The 19,687-nt window shown below is 65.9% G+C and carries 19 protein-coding genes; 7 read left to right on the forward strand and 12 right to left on the reverse strand.

What is annotated here, in order from left to right; all coding sequences use genetic code 11:
* The first annotated feature begins 27 nt into the window (after positions 1 to 27).
* The gene (locus AC07PE_RS20245; protein ID WP_498767767.1) at positions 28 to 855 is read left to right on the forward strand and encodes a DODA-type extradiol aromatic ring-opening family dioxygenase; all 828 of its coding nucleotides are present in this window, start codon (positions 28 to 30) and stop codon (positions 853 to 855) included.
* On the opposite strand, the gene AC07PE_RS20250 is transcribed toward AC07PE_RS20245, so the two are convergent.
* Complete coding sequence (locus tag AC07PE_RS20250; RefSeq protein ID WP_498767769.1) at positions 837 to 1,448, reverse strand: pyridoxamine 5'-phosphate oxidase family protein; 612 nt, start codon at positions 1,446 to 1,448, stop codon at positions 837 to 839. The genes AC07PE_RS20245 and AC07PE_RS20250 overlap by 19 nt on opposite strands.
* Complete coding sequence (locus AC07PE_RS20255; RefSeq protein ID WP_498767771.1) at positions 1,445 to 2,836, reverse strand: S41 family peptidase; 1,392 nt, start codon at positions 2,834 to 2,836, stop codon at positions 1,445 to 1,447. The genes AC07PE_RS20250 and AC07PE_RS20255 overlap by 4 nt, the downstream gene beginning before the upstream one ends.
* 93 nt (positions 2,837 to 2,929) lie before the next feature.
* Here AC07PE_RS20255 and AC07PE_RS20260 point away from each other — a divergent pair, with 93 nt between their 5' ends.
* Positions 2,930 to 3,850 (forward strand): LysR family transcriptional regulator, encoded by a 921-nt coding sequence (locus AC07PE_RS20260; protein ID WP_498767773.1) that lies wholly within the window; start codon positions 2,930 to 2,932, stop codon positions 3,848 to 3,850.
* Here the strand turns inward: AC07PE_RS20260 and ylqF are convergent.
* From ylqF to AC07PE_RS20290, 6 genes are all read right to left on the reverse strand, one after another.
* Positions 3,847 to 4,794 carry a ribosome biogenesis GTPase YlqF gene (ylqF, locus tag AC07PE_RS20265; RefSeq protein ID WP_498767775.1) on the reverse strand — a complete coding sequence of 316 codons (948 nt, stop codon included), beginning with the start codon at positions 4,792 to 4,794 and terminating at the stop codon, positions 3,847 to 3,849. The genes AC07PE_RS20260 and ylqF overlap by 4 nt on opposite strands.
* Positions 4,795 to 4,824: 30 nt before the next feature.
* The gene (locus AC07PE_RS20270; RefSeq protein ID WP_498767777.1) at positions 4,825 to 5,442 is read right to left on the reverse strand and encodes a hypothetical protein; all 618 of its coding nucleotides are present in this window, start codon (positions 5,440 to 5,442) and stop codon (positions 4,825 to 4,827) included.
* A gap of 10 nt (positions 5,443 to 5,452) precedes the next feature.
* Positions 5,453 to 6,706 (reverse strand): choice-of-anchor X domain-containing protein, encoded by a 1,254-nt coding sequence (locus tag AC07PE_RS20275; protein WP_498767779.1) that lies wholly within the window; start codon positions 6,704 to 6,706, stop codon positions 5,453 to 5,455.
* Positions 6,707 to 6,734: 28 nt separating this feature from the next.
* Positions 6,735 to 7,610, reverse strand: coding sequence for a hypothetical protein (locus AC07PE_RS20280; protein WP_498767781.1), 876 nt, complete (start codon positions 7,608 to 7,610; stop codon positions 6,735 to 6,737).
* Positions 7,611 to 7,775: 165 nt separating this feature from the next.
* Complete coding sequence (locus AC07PE_RS20285) at positions 7,776 to 8,648, reverse strand: hypothetical protein (protein ID WP_498767783.1); 873 nt, start codon at positions 8,646 to 8,648, stop codon at positions 7,776 to 7,778.
* A 57-nt stretch (positions 8,649 to 8,705) separates the two neighbouring features.
* Positions 8,706 to 9,635: a histone deacetylase family protein gene (locus AC07PE_RS20290; RefSeq protein ID WP_498767785.1), complete on the reverse strand. Its 930-nt coding sequence runs from the start codon at positions 9,633 to 9,635 to the stop codon at positions 8,706 to 8,708.
* A gap of 71 nt (positions 9,636 to 9,706) precedes the next feature.
* Here AC07PE_RS20290 and AC07PE_RS20295 point away from each other — a divergent pair, with 71 nt between their 5' ends.
* The 5 genes from AC07PE_RS20295 (at position 9,707) to AC07PE_RS20315 (ending at position 15,630) form a co-directional block, all read left to right on the forward strand.
* Positions 9,707 to 10,627 (forward strand): AAA family ATPase, encoded by a 921-nt coding sequence (locus tag AC07PE_RS20295; RefSeq protein ID WP_498767787.1) that lies wholly within the window; start codon positions 9,707 to 9,709, stop codon positions 10,625 to 10,627.
* Between the two features lie 16 nt (positions 10,628 to 10,643).
* Positions 10,644 to 11,657: a DUF58 domain-containing protein gene (locus tag AC07PE_RS20300; protein WP_498767789.1), complete on the forward strand. Its 1,014-nt coding sequence runs from the start codon at positions 10,644 to 10,646 to the stop codon at positions 11,655 to 11,657.
* Entirely contained in the window at positions 11,654 to 13,672 is a 2,019-nt protein-coding gene (locus tag AC07PE_RS20305; RefSeq protein WP_498767791.1) for a transglutaminase TgpA family protein, read from the forward strand. Before AC07PE_RS20300 ends, AC07PE_RS20305 begins: the two co-directional genes overlap by 4 nt.
* A complete protein-coding gene (gene mltB / locus AC07PE_RS20310; protein ID WP_498767793.1) occupies positions 13,669 to 14,835 on the forward strand; it encodes a lytic murein transglycosylase B in 1,167 nt (388 codons plus the stop codon). The genes AC07PE_RS20305 and mltB overlap by 4 nt, the downstream gene beginning before the upstream one ends.
* A gap of 450 nt (positions 14,836 to 15,285) precedes the next feature.
* Positions 15,286 to 15,630 (forward strand): hypothetical protein, encoded by a 345-nt coding sequence (locus tag AC07PE_RS20315; protein ID WP_498767795.1) that lies wholly within the window; start codon positions 15,286 to 15,288, stop codon positions 15,628 to 15,630.
* Between the two features lie 130 nt (positions 15,631 to 15,760).
* Here AC07PE_RS20315 and cysM read toward each other — a convergent pair whose 3' ends face one another.
* The 4 genes from cysM to AC07PE_RS20335 all read right to left on the reverse strand — a co-directional run bounded on the left by cysM (position 15,761) and on the right by AC07PE_RS20335 (position 19,685).
* Positions 15,761 to 16,663, reverse strand: a complete 903-nt coding sequence (gene cysM, locus AC07PE_RS20320) for a cysteine synthase CysM (RefSeq protein ID WP_498767797.1) — start codon at positions 16,661 to 16,663, stop codon at positions 15,761 to 15,763.
* A gap of 165 nt (positions 16,664 to 16,828) precedes the next feature.
* Positions 16,829 to 17,203 (reverse strand): ComEA family DNA-binding protein, encoded by a 375-nt coding sequence (locus AC07PE_RS20325; protein WP_498767799.1) that lies wholly within the window; start codon positions 17,201 to 17,203, stop codon positions 16,829 to 16,831.
* Between the two features lie 101 nt (positions 17,204 to 17,304).
* Positions 17,305 to 18,309: a D-glycero-beta-D-manno-heptose-7-phosphate kinase gene (gene rfaE1 / locus AC07PE_RS20330; protein WP_498767992.1), complete on the reverse strand. Its 1,005-nt coding sequence runs from the start codon at positions 18,307 to 18,309 to the stop codon at positions 17,305 to 17,307.
* A gap of 8 nt (positions 18,310 to 18,317) precedes the next feature.
* The gene (locus AC07PE_RS20335) at positions 18,318 to 19,685 is read right to left on the reverse strand and encodes a UDP-glucose dehydrogenase family protein (RefSeq protein ID WP_498767801.1); all 1,368 of its coding nucleotides are present in this window, start codon (positions 19,683 to 19,685) and stop codon (positions 18,318 to 18,320) included.
* Between the last annotated feature and the right edge of the window lie 2 nt (positions 19,686 to 19,687).

Raw genomic sequence — 19,687 nt, forward strand, 5'->3', positions numbered from 1 at the left:
CTTTCAATGTCTCACCAAGGAGCCGCCATGTCCAATCGCCTGCCCACCTATTTCGTCTCCCACGGCGGTGGCCCCTGGCCCTGGATGAAGGCTCAGTACGGCGGGGCCTACGACAAACTCGAAGCCTCACTGGTCGACATCAAGCGCCAGGTCGGCAGCCGCCCGAAAGCGGTGCTGGTGGTGAGCAGCCACTGGGAGACCGATCGGTTCGAGGTGTCGGCCAACCCGGCGCCCGGCATGATCTACGACTACGGCGGCTTCCCTCCGCACACCTACCAGATCCAGTACCCGGCGCCGGGCGACCCGCAGCTGGCCGCGCGCGTGGCCGAGCTGCTGAACACCGCCGGCCATCCGGCCAGCCTGGATGCCGAGCGCGGCTTCGACCACGGCACCTTCTCGATGCTCTACCCGGTCTACCCGGAAGCCGACATGCCGGTGGTGCAGCTGTCGATCCGCCACGGCTACGACCCGGCCGTGCACCTGGCCGCCGGCCGCGCGCTGGCGCCGCTGCGCGACGAGGGCGTGCTGATCGTCGGCAGCGGCCTGTCCTTCCACAACCTGCGCCAGTTCGGCCCCGGCGGCGCCCTCGCCTCGCATGCCTTCGACACCTGGCTGCAGCATGTGCTGCTGGAACTCTCGCCCGCGGACCGCGAGCAGGCGCTGCTCAACTGGGCCGAGGCGCCTTATGCACGGCATGCGCATCCGCGCGAGGATCACCTGGTGCCGCTGTGGGTGGCGTTGGGGGCGGCCGAGCAGGAGCCGGCGGCCTGCGTGTATCACGAGGACAGCTTTTTCGGGGCCTTGACGGTGTCGAGTTTCAGGTTTGGGGAAGCGGCTTACAAGGACGCCGCGTAACGCCCCTCCATCTCTTCCTGCGTTTCGACCGGGCCGGCCATGCCGGTCTGGTCGGCCATCATCTGCCCCATGCTCGGCAGACTAGCCCGCGCCACCTGGCTCTCGGGCTTCCACAGCCCCGAGCGCATGAAGGCTTTCGCACAGTGCAGATAGGCTTCCTCGACGCTTACCTTGATCACCAGCTTCGGCGCCCGGCGTTCGTCCGTGCAGACTGCCACATCGGCGGGGTCGAGCGACAGCACGGCCTTGCCGTTCACGCGCAGGGTCTCGTTGATACCCGGGATCATGAAGAGCAGGCCGGCCTGGCCGGTGCTGACGATGTTTTCCAGTGAGTCGAGCCGGTTGTTACCCGGCGCATCCGGGATTAGCAAAGTGCACGGATCCCCGAGTTTCACGAAGCCCGGTGCGCCGCCGCGCGGCGACGCATCCGCCCTGCCGTCGGCACCGCTGGTCGCCAGCACCACGAAGGGCGAGAGCGCGATGAAGCGCTCGCAATGACCGTCGAGTTCGGACAGCTGTTTGAGAACGGTGCGGCCCGCTGGCGCAGGGTACAGCGCGCGCAGCGCCGCAAGGGAAGTGATGTCAGTGTTCATGCAGAGGGTTTCTGTATCCGGCGAATGTGTTCGAGCAGGGCGTTCACGGTCACCATGCGGTCAAAGGGACTGTCCGGCAAAACGATATCCGGATGAACCAGCGCGGGCTCGCGCTCGCCCGAGGGACGGTCGAGCACGAACCGGGGAATCGTAAGCCCAAGACGGGTATTCGGCAAGACGATGTTCTGCACGCCGCCGGTCTGGCGGCTGCGCGCATAGCCGCCGGCGCCAGCCAGCTGGGCGAAGCCGACGTCCTGCACGACATTACTGAACAGGACCGCGGACGAGTAGGTGACGCGCCCGACCAGCACATAGGTCTTGCCCGAAAAATGCAGGGGATTGTTCAGGTCCGGCTCGACCCAGGTGTCGCCGAATCCATGCACGACGTCGCCGACCTTTTCGCTGCCACTTGCGCGCCCCGCGATGACCTTCTTGAGATAGCTGGAGCCGTTGCGGAAGGGTTTGTCGGCGATGTAGGGCAAAAGGCCCGCTTTCCACATGTCGTCGTCGCCACCGGTGTTTTCGCGTATGTCGATGATCAGCGTCTTCACCTTGGCATCGCGGATCCTGGTGAAGGCGTCTTTGGTGAAGGCCTTGAAGGCCTGTTGGTCGGGCCAGAGAAACTGGTTGATGGTCAGCAGCGCCGCGTTCCCGGGCAGCAGTTCAAACTGGAAGGTCTTCCCGAAGCCGGCCGGCCCCTCCATGTCCAGCGAAGAAGGCAGCTTGCTGCTGCCTGCCACGCGGATGTGCGCCGGTCCATCGGGCCTGGCGACGACCAGGTCGAACTCGCGCGGTGCGCCGAACACCCGCCAGTATTCGGACCACATGCGCCGGGACAGCAGATTCGCCCGCAGTGCCGGCGTGTCGCCCGCCATCAGCGCCAGCAAGCGCTGCGCGACCTGCGAGGCCGGCAGGCCGTCGATCTGTTCGATGCGCGTGCCGGCCAGGGCGCTGGGACTGCCGTCGAGTTCAGCGCGAATGAAGATCTCGCCATCGGTCGAGACCTGCACCTCGTAGGGAAAGAGCCTGCCGCCCGCCGCCAGATGCGCCCCGGTGCGCGCTTTCCACGCGGGATCGACCACGAACATGTGGGCATCGGCGAATACCGGATTGAGCGCCGCGAACGCCTGCCAGGCCTGGTCGCGCGTCAAGGGCTGCCGCAGGCTCTCTTCGACCCTGCCATAAGCCTTGCGCAAGGTTTCGCGGCTCGAGAACAGGCCGGGCTCGGGATGGATCCTGTCGATCTCCTCGCGCAGGAAGCGCAAGTCCTGTTGCAGCGCTTGCGGGGAATACACCGGTTCGGAGGACGCCGTTTGCGCGGGCGCCGGCGCGCCGCTCAGCAGGCACAACATGAAGACAAGCACGTTCAGTTTTCCAGGCATCGGCATGGCTGTTCAATAAGTTTGCATGCGATGCATTCTAGCAATCCATCAGACGGATTATGATTAATGTTTCTAACTCATTAATTAAGCCCAGCCTTAATGATCAATAGCGAAGACCTGCGATTCTTCTGCATCCTGGCCAGCCAGCCCTCGCTCGCCCAGACCGCGAGGGTGCTCAATGTGACGCCCTCCTCCATCACCCAGCGATTGCAGGCGATCGAGGACAAGCTGAAGCTGAAACTGCTCAACCGCCAAGGCAGGACGACCAGCCTGACCGACGAGGGGCAACTGCTGGCCGAGCGGGCGCGCCTGATCCTGGCTGAAATGGATGAGCTGCAGGAGTCCCTCCACGACCGCAAGAATGAGCTGGTCGGGCGCCTGCGCATACTGGCGCCGCTCGGCTTTGGCAACGAGTACGTCGCCGAGCTTGCCGCGCAATTCCAGGCGCAGCACAAGAACGTGTCGGTGGAGCTGGTGCTGTCGGACAGCCCGAATCGCCAGACCCCGGAGGCCTGGGACATCGTGATTCATATCGGCGCCTTGCCGGATTCGTCGATGCTGCAGACGGTCCTGGCGAAGAACCGCCGCTTCCTGTGCGCATCGAAGGATTATGTGGCGCGCTGCGGCCAGCCGGCCAGCATCGCGGACCTGCGCCATCACGCCTGCATTTCGCTGCAGGAGAATGCGGAAGACGTGACGATGTGGCGTTTGCGGGCGCCGGGCTCGGACAGCGATGCGTCGATCAGGATACGGCCCCGGCTCACGAGCAACGATGGCCGGGTCGTCAAGCAGTGGGCGCTCAAGGGGCACGGCATCATGCTGCGCTCCGAGTGGGACGTGGCGCAGGAACTGCGTCATGGGACGCTGGTGCGGATACTCCCGGACCACGATTTGCCCGGCGCCGACATCGTCGCCCTGCTTGGGTCGGAGCAAAGGCAGCGCTCGGCCAGGACCATGCGCTTCCTCGACCTGCTCAAGCAGTCGCTGGGCGCCCGTCCCTGGGCTTGCGATCAGCCTTAAGTGCCGCGCTTGCCGCGCGCCGCTTCCTCGGCCTTTTTCGCCGCCTTTTCGGCAGCGATGCGCGCCTTCTCTTCCATCTCGATCCGGTGCTTTTCCAGCGCCTCGGCACGGGTCGCCGGCGTCTCCAGGCTGATGCGGCCCAGCGCGCCCTGGCGGTAGTCCTGCAGCAGCACGTGGGCCGCCTTTTCGTAGTCGTAGTCGCCGCCGCGCACGCGGAAGCCGCGGCGTGCAGCCACGGCCTCGATCACGCCGAAGCCGTCCATGCCCTCGGTCTTCACGCCGTAGCGCTCGGTCAGCAGCTGCGGGTAGCGCTGCAGCAGCAGCGCGCCCAGGAATTCGGCCACTTCTTCCTCGATCACGGCATTGGTGCCGACCGCGTGGCTGGCGGCCAGCATCAGGCCGTCGCTTTCCATGGCGATCTTCGGCCACAGCATGCCGGGGGTGTCGACCAGCACCGTGAACTTGTCCAGGTAGATCTTCTGCTGAGCCTTGGTGACGGCCGGCTCGTCGCCGACCTTGGCTACGCGCTTTTTCAGCAGTGCGTTCATCAGGGTCGACTTGCCGACGTTCGGGATACCCATGATCATGATGCGCAGCGGCTTGGTCGGCACGCCACGGTGCGGCGCCAGCGCCTTGCACAGATCGGGGATGCGGGCGACGTCGGACGGCTTCTTGGTCGTCATCGGATAGGCCGTGACGCCGTCCTGGGCGTCGTACCAGGCGGCCCAGGCGGCGGTGGCGGCGGGGTCGGCCAGGTCGGTCTTGTTCAGGACCTTCAGGCAGGGGCGCTGGCGAAACTTGCGCAGCTCTTCGACCATCGGGTTGCTGCTCGCCTCGGGCAGGCGCGCATCCAGGACTTCGATGACCACGTCCGTGTTTTCCATCTGCTCCGCAGCCGCCTTGCGGGCGGCGGCCATGTGGCCCGGGAACCATTGAATCGACATGCTTACTCTCAATATTGTGCGTACAAGACGCTATTTTACGCTGGCAAAGCCTGTAAGCTCCTGTTCGGTAAAGGTCGGGTTCGCCACGGCCTGGCGCAGCAGCTCCGCAAAATCGCCGCGCCGCAGCAAAACGAGGTCGTCATGCTGGCGTCCGAGCGTGCGCTGGATCAGGGGGTGGGCCAGCAGCCGGGCTTCCTTTTTCGGGGTATTCGGGACCACGCCTGTCAGCTTGATGGCAGCCTGATCGGTGGCGTCGTACTCGCGCCCGACCGCCCACTCGGCTTCCTGGGCTTCGTCGACCAGCAGGCACCGCACCGCATAGGCCAGCGAGGCCAGCGCATCCTCGGCCATCATCGTCAACAGGCCGCCATCCACCTCCTGGCCCGGGATCATGGCCATCACCTCGTCCAGCAGCGCCGTCCACGGCTGCTGGCCGGCGTCGTCCGCCAGGATGCACTGCCACAGCTCGGCGACGATCTCGCGCGCCCTGTCCTGCTTGCCGGTTGCCTGCACAACCGCGAAACGCTCGCAGACCGGCATCAGCCGCGTCGCGGCCGCGGTGGCGCAAGCCAGCCGCGCCGGCGAGCTCATTGCCGCCAGCGCCTGGAGCAAGCGCGGCTTGTCGTAAGTGAATAGGGATGCGGTCATTGTCCTTATTCTAACGCGCTCCCTCCTTTGGTGCGCACTCGCTCGGCGGCAGCGGCTGGTTGGGGTCGAAGGCCTGCAGCTCGTTCTTCGCCAGCGTGACATCTTTCCCGAATTCGGTCAGGTAGCGGGTCCGCTCCTCGCTCTGCCATTCGGCATCGGAAAATCCCTTCAATGGATGGTTCTTGCCGGTGAAGACCTTCCCTTCCAGGCGCGGCATCAGGGCGCGGTCGGGGTCGGTGTTTTCCTTCAGCAGGTAGCCGTCGACGTCGCGCAGGGTGAGCGGCAGCGCCGCTTCCTGGTCGCGCATCAGCTTGCCGAACATGGTCAGCTTGACGAGGTTCGGGCCGGGACCGAGCAGGTCGTTGAAGGTCAGCAGGGCGAAGGGCTTGCCGCGCGCATCGTCGACGCGGCCGCTGATGACGTAGCGCCCGGGCATGCGCACCTCGATCGGCAGGATGAAGACCAGCGAGCCGTTCTCGACCGCCTCGCGGACCTGGCCGGCCCAGACCGCCGGCAGCTCGGGCGTGTAGATCACGTCGAACACCACCATGCCGTTCTTGCCGTTGACGTTGTAGCTGACCTGGGTGCGGATGGTGCCGTTGAAGCCGGCCAGGCCGGTTTGCGCGGGCGCCAGCACGCCGGCGAAGGCGCCGTCGTTCGGGACCGGGTCGGCGCCGCTGCCATCGTCCAGGAAGGGTACGCTCACCTGCGGGGTCTGGCGGCTGCCCTTGTAAGTGATGCCTTGCGAGACGGCGCGGGTAATGACCAGCGGCTGCACCTGGCCGGCGGCGTTCACGGCGCGCAGCGAGAAGGCGACCGCCTCGTTGGACGCCATGTAGACCCGCGACTGCGAAGTCTGCAGCTGCACGCTGCCCTCCACGCCGCCTCCCTGCAGGTGCATCGGCTGCACGTCGGTGACCGGATTGTTCGGGTAGTTCTGGTCGGCGTTCTCCGCCATCGGGCGCGATCCGACCGGGTACTGGCTGCCCTCGCGGTAGCTGCAGAGGGTGTGGTCGGCCAGCTGGTAGTTGCTGACCAGTTGCTGGCGGCGCTGGCCGCGTTCGTCGACGGCCGGCAGGCTGCTCTCCCCTACCGGATGAAAGAATGGCTGGCCTTGCGGCGCCGGGGCTGCGGCTGCGGTGGCGGCAGGGGCCGGGCCGGGATGGGGCAGCAGGCTCCAGACCAGGGCGGCCAGCATCGCCAGCGCAAAGATGGGCAGCGCCAGCCGGCGCAGCCAGGGCCGCGGGGCGGACCTGGGCTGCACCGGGCGGCGCGGCTGTTGCGGTGATTTCTTAGAGGGCACTGCTCACCATCGCACTTCGGACGACGGAAACGATGCCCTGCCAGTTCCCGTTCGCGTAATGGTTATAGGCTTCGCTGTCATCCCGGAAGGATACCGAGTGATAGCTCCACTTGGTCGAGCCGCCTTCGTTGGCGGCGGTGCCGAGGGTCAGGTCGTTGCACAGCCAGTCGCTGGGGTTGCAGTAGGAGCCTCCGGAGCTGCCCGAAACGCCGCCGGAGCTGTGGTAAGCCACTGCCTCGTCGTCCTGGCCCGGCAGGATGCCGGAATAGGCCGTGCCCTTGGCGCCGGCGTACATGTAGAACCAGATATTGCGCGTGGTGTTGTGGTTGTACATGGCGCGTGCGGTGGCCGTCTTCAGGTCCTGGGTGAGCGGGTCGCCCACTGCCCAGGAGCCGTAATCGGCCAGCTCGGAGCCGCCGCCGGCGCCCGAGGCGGCGCGCACCCACTTGATGTTCCAGCCGGTTTGCGAAGTGCCGTCCGAATTGCCGCAGACGCCGGACGAATTCGGCGTGGCGTTCTTCTTCACGCGCGCCGAGCCACCGTAGTTGGCGAGCACATAGCCGATCATCAGGTCGCCGGCGCTGTGGGTCGCGATGTAGCACCAGTTGTTACCGGTGCAGAAGCAGTCGAGTGCATCGCGGATGTGGCCGCTTTGCGAGGAGATGCTGTTGTAGCCGTCCCAATTGACGGCCTTCTTGTTGACGCCGGCCGCGGTCGACGACGGGCCCCAGTAGGTGAAGCTGTTGTAATCGCCGATCGTGCCGCCTCCTGTGCGGCCGTTGATCCATAAAGTGTAATTGGTTGCCGATGCCAGCCCGCTTACCGCGAGCAGGCACAGCGCGATCATCAAGCGCAGTAGTCTCATCGTATCTCCACTCGTATCGTTATCGTTGATTGTGTTTGCCGACGCACGGGCGCACGCAAAAAAAATCCGCACGACCGTGCTACAGCTGAGTCGAATGTAGATGGGACATATGTACTAGTCAATTACCGCACGAGCCAATTTGATGAGTGTGGCGGAAATGGCAAATCAGCGCGCGTAGTTGATCATCGCGACCCGCACGAGGGACACGATGCCGCTCCAGTTGCTCTCGGTAGAGTGGCCGAAGGTTTCGCTATCGTCGCGGAAGGCGACCGAATGGTAAGCCCACTTGGTGCTGCCGCCCTGGTTCGGCTCCGTGCCCAGCCTGAGGTCGTTGCAGAACCAGTCACCGGGATTGCAGAGGGAGCGGCCGGAACTGCCGGACACCCCGCCCGCGCTGTGGTAGGCCTCGACGCCGTCGTCCTGGCCCGGGAGGAAGGCCGAACCGAAGCCGCCGGCGGCGCCGGCATACATGTAGAACCAGATGCCGCGTGTCTCGTTATGGTTGTACATGGCGCGCGCGGTGCTGGTCTTCACGTCCTGCACCAGCGGTTCCGAGGTGGTCCAGGCGCCGATGTCCGCCAATTCCGAGCCGCCACCCGAGCCGGCCGCGGCGCGTACCCATTTGATGTTCCAGCCTGTCTGGGAACCGCCGGCATTGCCGCATACGCCGGATGCATTCGCCGCCGCGTTCTTGCGCAGCCGTGCCGAGCCGCCGTAGTTGGCCAGGGTGTAGCCGATCATCAGATCGCCCGCGCTGTGGGTCCCGATATAGCACCAGTTGTTACCGGTGCAGAAGCAGTCGAGCGCGTTGCGGATCAGGATGCTCTGGCTGGCGATGCTGCTGCGGCCATCCCAGTTGACGGACCTCTTGTTGACGCCGGCCTCCCCCGTGGAGAGCCCCCAGTAGTTCCAGCTGTTGTAGTTGCCGATGGCGCCGCCGCCGGTGCGGCCGTTGATCCACAGGGTGTAATTGGTTGCCGATGCCATTCCCGCGGCCGCGAGCAGGCACAACGCAACGAAGGTGCGCAGCAGTTTCATCTTCCCCTCCAGGCTTGTCTTTATGGAGGGTTAGATATGCTTGCGTTACCTTGGTTCTCAGTCCAGCTCGGCCAATGCCTTGACGTGCACCGCCACGCTGCGTCCCAGGGCTGATAGGTTGTAGCCGCCTTCCAGGCAGCTGACGATGCGGCCTTTGGCATGCTGGCGCGCGACCTCGACCAGTTGGTGGGTGATCCAGGCGTAATCGGCCTCGACCAGCGCCATGCCGCCCAGGTCATCCTCCTTGTGGGCGTCGAAGCCGGCCGAAATGAAGATCATCTGCGGGCGGTGGGCGTGCAGAGCCGGCAGCCACTGCTCCTGCACCAGCTTGCGCACCACCTCGCCGCCGCTGTAGGCCGGCACCGGAATGTTAACGCTGGTCGGCGTCACCGGGCCCGGTTCGGTGTATGGATAGAAGGGATGCTGAAAAAAGCTAGCCATCAGCACGCGCGGGTCGTCGCGGAAGGATTCGTCGGTGCCATTGCCGTGGTGGACGTCGAAGTCGACGATGGCGACCCGCTCGAGCCCATGCACCTCGAGTGCGTGGCGGGCGGCGATGGCGACGTTGTTGAACAGGCAGAAGCCCATCGGCTCGCCCGGACGCGCATGGTGGCCCGGCGGGCGGATCGCGCAGAAGGCGTTGTCGACCGTGCCGGCGATGACGTCGTCGGTGGCGGCCAGCGCCAGGCCGGCGGCGCGCAGGGCGGCCTGGTAGCTGTGCCTGCACAGCAGGGTGTCGCCGTCGAGCGGATAATGCTCGCCGGCGGCCGGCAGGTTCTCGCGCACCAGATCGAGCGCGCCCCGGCTGTGGTTGCGCAGGATCGCCGCCTCGTCGGCCAGGGAACCGCCGCGGCGCTCGACCAGGCCGTCCAGGCGCGCCAGGATCAGCTGGTCCTCGATCGCCTGGAGGCGCGCCGGTGTTTCGGGGTGCCAGTCGCCCATCTCGTGCAGGGAACAGTCCGGGTGGCTGTATATTGCTGTGCTCATGTGCTGCGCATGGTAGATTGCCAATGGCGTTAATCTACCATGCACAAGGGATCGACGAGAAAAAGCCATCCATGTTCAAACAATTACACTCCGCCGCCCGCCAGGTCGGCCAGATCGTGGTGGGCAAGGACCAGCAGGTCCGCCTTGCCCTCACCTGCCTGCTGGCCGGCGGCCACCTGCTGATCGACGACGTGCCCGGGGTCGGCAAGACCACGCTGGCGCATGCCCTCGCCCTGACCCTCGGCCTGCAGTTCAACCGCGTGCAGTTCACCAGCGACCTGCTGCCGGCGGACGTCGCCGGCATCTCGGTGTACGAGCGCGAAAAGAACGGCTTCGTATTCCACCCCGGCCCGATCTTCACCCAGGTGCTGCTGGCCGACGAGATCAACCGCGCCACGCCCAAGACCCAGTCCGGCTTGCTGGAGGCGATGGAGGAGCGCCAGGTGACGGCCGACGGCGTCACGCGGCTACTTCCGGAACCCTTCTTCGTGATCGCCACGCAGAACCCGGCGCACCAGGTCGGCACCTTCCCGCTGCCGGAATCCCAGCTCGACCGCTTCCTGATATGCCTCTCGCTGGGCTACCCCGACGCCAGCGCCGAGCGCGCCCTGCTGATGGGCGAGGATAGGCGCGCCATGCTGAAGACGCTGCAGCCGGTCATGCGCCCGGAAGAGCTGATGGATGCCCAGCGCTCGCTGCGCGCGATCCACGCCTCCGGCTCGCTGATCGATTATCTGCAGGCCCTGGCTCAGGAATCGCGCTCGGGCAAGCTGTTCGCCGAAGGTCTGTCGCCGCGCGCCGTGCTGGCCCTGCTGCAGGCGGCGCGCGCCTGGGCCGCGCTGGAGGGACGCGACCACGTGATCCCGGAAGATATCCAGACCCTGCTGGTGCCGGTCTGCGCGCACCGCCTGCGGCCGCTGAAGGCCACGCACGGGGGCGGCAGCGCCAGCCGCGACCTGGTGCTGCAGCTGCAGAAATCGGTACCGCTCTGAGATGACGACGGCGGCTGTGGCAAGACTTCCGCTCGGCGCCCGCATCTTCGCCTGGCTGCGCGGCCGGCGCAGCACCTGGCGCGAGCGCACCACCGCGCGCGACCGCGGCGAGGTGGAACTGAACCAGCGCCGCGTCTACATCCTGCCCACCCGCGCCGGCCTCGGCTTCGGCGCGCTGCTGCTGGCGCTGCTGGTCGGCTCGATCAACTACAGCCTGGGCCTCGGCTTCGGCCTCACCTTCGTCGCCGCCGCCTGCGGGCTGGTCGACATGATCTACACCTACCGCAACCTGGCCCACCTGCACCTGCGCCCCGGCCGCGCGGGCGCCGTGTTCGCGGGCGAGGAAGCGCCCTTCGAGCTGCAGCTGTCCAACCGCACGCGCCTGGCCCGCTTCGCGGTCTGGATCGACCTCGATACCGCCAGCGATCCGCGCCATGCCGTCGACGTGGCGGCCGGCTCCGGCACCACCGTGGTCCTCTCCAGCACCAGCAAACAGCGCGGCTGGATGAAGGCGCCGCGCGTGCGCCTGTCGACCCGTTTTCCGCTCGGCCTGTTCAATGCCTGGAGCTACTGGCAGCCGGACAGCCGCGCGCTGGTCTACCCTTTCCCCGAACAGGATGCGCCGCCGCTACCGGTCAGCGGCCACCCTAGCCCGGACGGCTTCGGCAGCGCCGGCAGCGACGATTTCGCCGGCGTGCGCAGCTACCAGCCGGGCGACCCGCTGCGCCAGCTGGCCTGGCGCCACATCGCCCGCCTCGATCCCTCGCTGGGCGGCCAACTGGTGAGCAAGCAGTTCGAAGGCGGCTCGCTCGACGAACTGGTGCTCGACCTCGACGCCCTCGACCCGTGGCTGGACCTCGAAGACAGGCTCTCGCGCCTGACGCGCTGGGTGCTCGAGGCGGAGCTACGTTCCCTACCCTATGCGCTGCGCCTGGGCCGGCAAAGCATGGCGGCGGCGCTCGGCCCGGCCCACCAGGCGGCCTGCCTGGAAGCGCTGGCCCTGTACGGCATCGCGGGCGGGGACCGATGAGAATCCTGCGCTTGCCGGTGCCGCTGTCGCGGGACAAACAGGACACCCTGCTGCTGCTCGCCAGCACCGTGCTGGTGCTGCTGCCGCACACGGCCCACCTGCCGCCCTGGGTGACGCTGGTGTGCGGCGGCACGCTGGTCTGGCGCGCCGTCCTGACGATGCTGGGCAGGCGCATGCCGGCCAACCTGCTGCTGGTGCCGCTGGCGATCGCCGCGATGGGCGGCGTGCTTTACACCTACCACACGGTGCTCGGGCGCGACGCCGGAGTCGCGATGCTGGTGCTGCTGGTGGCCTTCAAGATGCTGGAGATGCACGCGCGGCGCGACCTGTTCGTGGTGGTGTTCCTGTGCTTCTTCCTGGTGCTGACGAACTTCTTCTACTCGCAGAGCATCGGCACAGCTGTCTTGATGATCGCCTCGATCCTGGCGCTGCTGACGACACAGCTGTCGTTCCAGCTGACCGGCGCCGTGCCGCCCCTGCGTACCCGCCTGCTGATGGGCGCGAAGATCCTGGCGCTGGCGGCGCCGCTGGCGGCGCTCGGCTTCATCCTGTTCCCGCGCGTCGACGGACCGCTGTGGGGCCTGCCCGACGATGCGCACAGCGCCCGCGTCGGCCTGTCCGATACCATGGCCCCGGGCCAGTTCTCGAACCTGGCGCAGTCGGACGACCCGGCCTTCCGCGTGAAGTTCGACGGCCCGCCGCCGGCCCAGCCGCAGCTGTACTGGCGCGGGCCGGTGCTGGGCGCCTACGACGGCCGCACCTGGACCCGCCTGCTGCCGCGCCCCCAGCTCGGCCGAAAGACGCCGCAGCCGGTATCGATCGCCGTGCGCGGCGCAGCGTTGCACTACCAGGTCACGCTGGAGCCGTCCGATACGCGCTGGCTGTTCGCGCTCGAGCTCCCGCGCGAACTGCCGCAGCTGCCCAACGGGCTTGCGACCGTCACCGGCGAACTCGAACTGCAGGCCCCGGCCCCGGTGCGCGAGCGCATCCGCTACGAGCTGAGCTCCTACCTGGAATTCAAGCTGCAGGCCGGCGAGACGCTGGAAAACGCCTACCAGTGGCTGCTGCTGCCCTATGGCCGCAACCCGCGCGCCCTCGCGGCCGGCGAGCGCCTGCGCCAGGACTATCCGGCGCCGATGCGGCGGGTCGAAGCAGTGCTGCGCCAGTTTTCCACGGGCGGCTATTCGTACACGCTGCAGCCGCCGCTATTGGGCGGCGACGCGGTCGACGAATTCCTGTACCAGACCCGCGCCGGCTTCTGCGAGCACTACGCCGGCGCCTTCGTGTTCCTGATGCGCGCGGCCGGCATTCCGGCGCGCGTGGTTACCGGCTACCAGGGCGGCGAACTGAATCCGATCGACGGCTACTTCACGGTGCGCCAGTCCGACGCCCATGCCTGGAGCGAAGTCTGGCTGCCGCGCCTGGGCTGGGTCCGGATCGACCCGACCGCGGCGGTGGCGCCCGAGCGCGTGCAGCGCAGCCTGGCGCAGGCCTTGCCGGCCCCAGCCCCCTTCGGCTTCGAGGGCCTGGGGCGGCTGATGCAGCCGGCGCCCGATTCCTTTCTGGCAAAGGTCCGCTATGCGATCGGCGCCGCCAACAATGGCTGGAACCAGTGGGTGCTGAACTACACGGCGCAGCGCCAGCATGCATTGATGGAAACACTGCAGGAAAATCTGCTCGGCTGGCGCAGCCTCGCCCTCTTGGCACTGGCCTGGGTGCTGTTGCTGATCGCCGGAAAATTCTCACGGCAAAGACGGGAAGACCCGGTCGATAAGCTATACTCGGCCTTGTGCCACCGCCTCGGCCAACTGGGCCTGCCGCGTGCGCCGGACGAAGGACCGACGGCCTATGCCGCGCGTGTCGCCGGCGCCGCCCTGGCCCCCGAACCGAAGGCCGCCGCGGCCGAATTCCTGCGCCGCTACAGTGCCTGGCGCTACGCACCGCCACCGCAGTCCCAGCCCCAGGGCGCCGGCCTGCTGACCACCTTGAAACAGTTGCTGTCCCGAGTTCGATGAAATCCTTTGCTCCGCTGTTGCTTGCCTTCGCCCTTGGCGCCGGGCAGGCGTCCCACGCCATCGCCGCTTCCTCGATCCACCATACCAGCGCCAAGCTTGCCAAAACGGCCAAATCGGCCAAGGCCGGCAAAGCCGCCGCAAAAGCCAAGGGCAAGACCGCCAAGGCCGCGCCTGCGCCGAAGCGCCCTGCCATCGACTACGACGGCGAGCAGGTCAACTTCGGCGAGTGGCAGGCGGTGCGCGACTTCGAAGACGACATGGTGAACCGCAACGGCTTCGAGCGCGCCGGGGTGGAAGCCGTGGTGGCCAAGCTGCGCTTCATCGATTCCGCAGTCCAGCTCGTAAAACCGGCGCCGCCGGGCAAGCCGAAGAACTGGCAAGCCTACAGCGAGCGCTTCATCGAGCCGATCCGCATCAATGCCGGCGTGCGCTTCTGGAACGAAAACGCGGACCAGCTGGCGCGCGCCGAAGCGCAGTACGGCGTCCCGGCCGAGATCATCGCCGGGATCATCGGTATCGAGACCATCTACGGCCGCGATACCGGGCGCTTCCGCGTGATGGACGTGCTGGCCACCCTCGCCTTCGCCTATCCGGAATCGCCGAACCGCAACGACCGCATGCAGTTCTTCCGCAGCGAGCTCGAACAGACCATGCTGCTGGCGCGCAAGGAAGGCATCGATCCGTTCTCGCTGCTGGGTTCGTTTGCCGGCGCAGTCGGCATGCCGCAGTTCATGCCGAGCAATATCCTGAAGTATGGGGTCGACTACGACGGCGACAGCATCGTTGACCTGCGCAACTCGCCCGCCGATGCGATCGGCAGCGTGGCCAATTTCCTGGTCGCCCATGGCTGGGACCGCAGCGCGACGGGCCCCTCGGTGTTTGCGGCCGACGTGGCGCCCAACCTGGCCTGGGAACCGCTGCTGGGCGGCCTGGAGGCGCGCTACGGGGCGGCCGAGCTGCGAGGCGCTGGCGTCGTCACCCGCACCGCCCTGCCGGAACAGCGCAACTATGGCCTGATCGACCTGCAGAACGGCGCCGACCCGACCGAGTACTGGGTGGCAAATGCTAACTTCTTTGCTATCACAAAATATAATCGGAGTTATTTCTATGCCATGTCGGTGGTCGAACTGGGCCGGGCTGTGCGTCTGGCACGCGGCATTTGACTGTTAACTGGCCAGAAACTTTGTATCTCTTTGTAACGATACAACACCTGTTACTGCTGAGTTAATGCAGTACTGACAACAGGATACTCCCTAGGAGTATCCATGTTTCCTCATGTTAGTTCTCCTAGGAAACAGACCTTTCATCCTCATACCCCCACTATTCTTGGCATTTCATTATGCTGTTTGGAAACGTGCGGCAGCGCATCGAGAATTGCTTTACACTTAAGTTTAAATAAAAAGCAATTAATTTTTCAGTGAGTTTATGAGAGAATTGCATTGCGGCTATTGTTTCAGCAAGACAACGGACTGAGCAGATGCAACGGTTCCTTATTGCTCTTAAGTACTAAATTAGAAATTAGTTGTATAATTTAGTAGAAATTCTCGTAACCTTGTTGGGAAATAACAGCCGCCAGCGAGCTCCTTCAACCCAAAAATAGGAATAGTGACATCATGACGAACCAAGTCGGCATTGATATGAACAGCGATTCGGAGAACGACGAACTGCTGCAGTACAACCCGAACCGCCTGCTCGACACCCTGATCGAGAACCTGCGCCTGAAGAACGATGCGGCCCTGTCGCGCGCCCTGGAAGTCGCACCGCCGGTCATCTCCAAGATCCGCCACCACCGCCTGCCGGTCGGCGCTTCGCTGCTGATCCGCATGCACGAAGTCAGCGACCTGTCGATCCGCGACCTGCGCTATCTGATGGGCGACCGTCGCGCAAAATTCCGTATCAGCGACAAGCAGTTCAAGCCGAAAGACAAGGACAGCAACGCCGGCGCCGGCGCGGAATAAACCGTGGGCGCGACTACGGACGGCGGCTTAACGAAGTCGCCGCACCGTCAGCAGCAGCAATTCTTCCTCGTGAGGGGAGACACCCAGCGCCAAAACCTCGCGCCGGGCATCAGGACCTAATCCAGCACAATCAGGCGGGGAACACACCCGTCGACAGATAACGATCGCCGCGGTCGCAGACGACGAACACGATCGTCGCATTCTCCACGGTCTGCGAAATGCGCAACGCGATTTCGCAGGCGCCGGCCGCGGAAATACCGCAGAAGATCCCCTCTTCGGCCGCCAGACGGCGCGCCATCTGTTCCGCAGCAGCCTGCGTCACGTTCTCGACCTGGTCGACACGCGCCCTGTCGAAGATCTTCGGCAGGTAGGCTTCCGGCCATTTGCGGATGCCCGGGATCGACGAACCCTCTTCCGGCTGGGCGCCGATGATACGGATCGCCTCGTTCTTTTCCTTCAGGTAGTGCGACACACCCATGATGGTGCCGGTGGTGCCCATCGCGCTGACGAAGTGCGTGACGCGGCCTTCGGTGTCGCGCCAGATTTCGGGACCGGTGGTCTCGTAGTGGGCGCGCGGGTTGTCCTGGTTGGCGAACTGGTCGAGGATGATGCCCTTGCCGTCCTTCTGCATCGATTCGGCGAGGTCGCGCGCATACTCCATGCCGCCCGTCTTCGGGGTCAGGATGATCTGGGCGCCGTAGGCGGCCATGCTCTGGCGGCGTTCGATCGACAGGTTGTCCGGCATGATCAGGAGCATCTTGTAGCCCTTGATCGCCGCCGCCATCGCCAGTGCGATACCGGTGTTGCCGCTGGTGGCCTCGATCAGGGTGTCGCCCGGCTTGATCTGGCCGCGCTCTTCGGCGCCGCGCAGCATGGAAATGGCGGCGCGGTCCTTGACCGAACCTGCCGGGTTGTTGCCTTCGAGTTTGCCGAGAATGACGTTGTTGCGGGCCGCGGCGTCAGCGCCGGGAATGCGGACCAGCTGTACCAGCGGGGTGTTGCCGATCGTGTCCTGGATGGTCTTGTATGCCATGGGTTGCTTCTGCTTTCTTGCGATCTCAAAACGCCATTCTAATCCGAGATCAACAGCGGCGTATTGAGCGGGGCTGGAAAGCAATGTAGGGTGGGCGCCCCGCGCCCACGCGCACGCCGGCATCATGCAAACGTGTGCGTGGGCACGGGGTGCCCACCCTACGTATCAGCTGGCCGCTTTGCCGGCAGCTTCGGGCTTGGCAGCCGACTTCGACGCCTTGGCCGCCGGCTTGGCCGCAGCCTTGTCATCCACCTTGCCCATCGGCGCGCCGTCCTTCGCCTTGCCGTTCACCTGCAGGCCGGCTTCCGACAGCTTGGCGGCGCGCTTTTCGCCCACGCCTTTCACGCGCTTCTGGAAGTCCGCCCAGTCCTTGAATTCACCCTTGGCGCGTTCGTCGATGATGGCCTTCGACATGCTCGGGCCGACGCCCTTTACCGAGTCCAGCGCCGCGGCATCGGCCTTGTTGACGTCGACCTGGGCGAACGCCATGCTCATCGATGCAGACAGTGCGGCGATTGCAAGGAACAATTTCTTGATCATCTGGTTTTCTCCGTTGGTTGGAAAGCGGACGGCAGGCGCCGCCCGGCTTGGTTAACGGACCAGAACGCCGGGCGTTGACGCCGGCGCTTGTGACAGCTCAATTATGGCTGGGAGTCGTCGGTGCGGCGGCGATGCGCGAACAGCTCGTCGCGGGTGACGGTGGCCGTACCCAGCTTGCCGACCACGATGCCGCCGGCGCGGTTGGCGGTGGCCAGCGCTTCCTCCAGCGATGCGCCTGCGCCCAGCATCGCGGCCATGGTCGCGATCACGGTGTCGCCGGCGCCGGAGACGTCGAACACCTCGCGCGCATCGGCTTGCACGTGCAGCACTTCCTCGGCCGTGTAGAGGCTCATGCCCTCTTCCGAACGGGTCAGCAGCAGCGCGGTCAGGCCGAGCTCTTCGCGCAGGTTCTGGGCCTTCTGGGTCAGTTGCTCTTCGGTCTTCCAGGTGCCGACGATGCGCTTCAGCTCCGACTTGTTCGGGGTCAGCATGGTGGCGCCGCGGTAAGGCGTGAAATCGTCGCCTTTCGGGTCGACCATCACGGTCTTGCCGGCCTCGCGCGCCATGCGGATCATCTCGGCCACGTTCACCAGGCTGCCCTTGTTGTAGTCCGAGAAGATGATCACGTCGTAGTCCGGCAGGACAGCCTTGAACTGGGTCAGCTTGTCGCGCAGCGTGGTCTCGCTGGGCGCTTCCTCGAAGTCGATGCGCACCATCTGCTGCTGGCGCCCGATCACGCGCAGCTTGACGATGGTGGAAATCTGCTCGTCGCGCTTCAGGTAGGTGGCTATGCTGGACTCGCGCAGGATCTGCTCGACCTCGTCGCCGGCCTCGTCGTTGCCGACCACGCCCAGCAGGCCGCAATGGGCGCCGAGGGCGGCAGCGTTGCGCGCCACGTTGGCGGCGCCGCCCAGACGGGCTTCGCGCTTCTCGATGCGCACCACCGGCACCGGGGCTTCCGGCGAGATGCGCGAGACGTCGCCGAACCAGTAGCGGTCAAGCATGACGTCGCCGACCACCAGCAGGCGGACGGCATCCAGGTCCGGCGCTTCGGCCTGGCGGTAGCTGTCGGTCGGCAGCAGGCGGCTGGTGATATCCTTGCCCATCATCTACCTCACTTGCTGGTCAGGACCGAGCGGCCGATCCCGTGGTATTCGACGCCCAGGTCGGTCATCTGGGACGGCTCGTACAGGTTGCGGCCGTCGATGATCACCGGCTGCTTCAGGCGCGCCTTGACCTGCTCGAAGTCGGGGCTGCGGAAGGCCTTCCATTCGGTGACGATCACCAGCGCCTCGGCGCCGTCCAGCGCGTCCATCGGCGCATCCTTGAAGTCGATGCGGGACAGCTTGTCCTCGCCAAGATCCAGGGCCAGCACGCGCCGCGCTTCTTCCATCGCCACTGGGTCGTACACCGAGACGCTGGCGCCGCGCGCGATCAGTTCCTGCAGCAGCACGCGCGACGGCGCTTCGCGCATGTCGTCGGTGTTCGGCTTGAAGGCCAGGCCCCAGACCGCGAAACGCTGGCCGGACAGGTCTTCGCCGAAGCGCGCCACGACCTTGCGGCCCAGCACATGCTTCTGGCGCTCGTTGACGGCTTCCACCGCGCTCAGGATCAAGAGGTCCTGGCCATACTGGCGCGCGGTGCGCTCGATCGCCTGCACGTCCTTCGGGAAGCAGGAGCCGCCGTAGCCGGCGCCGGCGTACAGGAAGCTGTGGCCGATGCGCGGGTCGGAACCGATGCCGTGGCGCACCGCTTCGATGTCGGCGCCCACTTTGTCGGCCAGGTTGGCCAGTTCGTTCATGAAGGAGATGCGGGTCGCCAGCATGGCGTTCGCCGCGTACTTCGTGAACTCGGCCGAGCGCACGTCCATCCAGTAGGTGCGCTCGTGGTTGCGGTTGAACGGGGCGTACAGCAGCTTCATGAGCTCGCGCGCGCGCTGGCCGTTGGCCGAGCTGTCGTGGCCGATGACGATGCGGTCCGGGCGCATGAAGTCCTCGACGGCGGCGCCCTCTTTCAGGAATTCCGGATTCGAGACCACGGTGAATTCGGTCTGCACGCCGCGCGCGCTCAGCTCTTCCTTGATCGCTGCCGAGACGCGGTCGGCGGTGCCCACCGGCACGGTCGACTTGTCGACGATGACCTTGAAGCCGTCCATGTAGCGGCCGATGTTGCGGGCCGCGGCCAGCACGTACTGCAGGTCGGCCGATCCGTCTTCATCCGGCGGGGTGCCGACGGCGATGAACTGCAGCTGGCCGTGGGCCACGCTGGCGGCGACGTCGGTCGAGAAGTGCAGGCGGCCGGCGGCGCGGTTGCGCGCGACAACTTCCTCCAGGCCTGGTTCGTGGATGGGGATGCCGCCGTCGTTCAGCATGTCGATCTTGCGCTGGTCGACGTCGAGGCAGAACACATCGTTGCCGAGTTCCGCCAGGCAGGCGCCGGTGACGAGACCGACGTAGCCGGTGCCGATAATCGTAATTTTCATCT

The organism is Telluria sp. GW821-FHT07G12 (assembly GCF_059418525.1).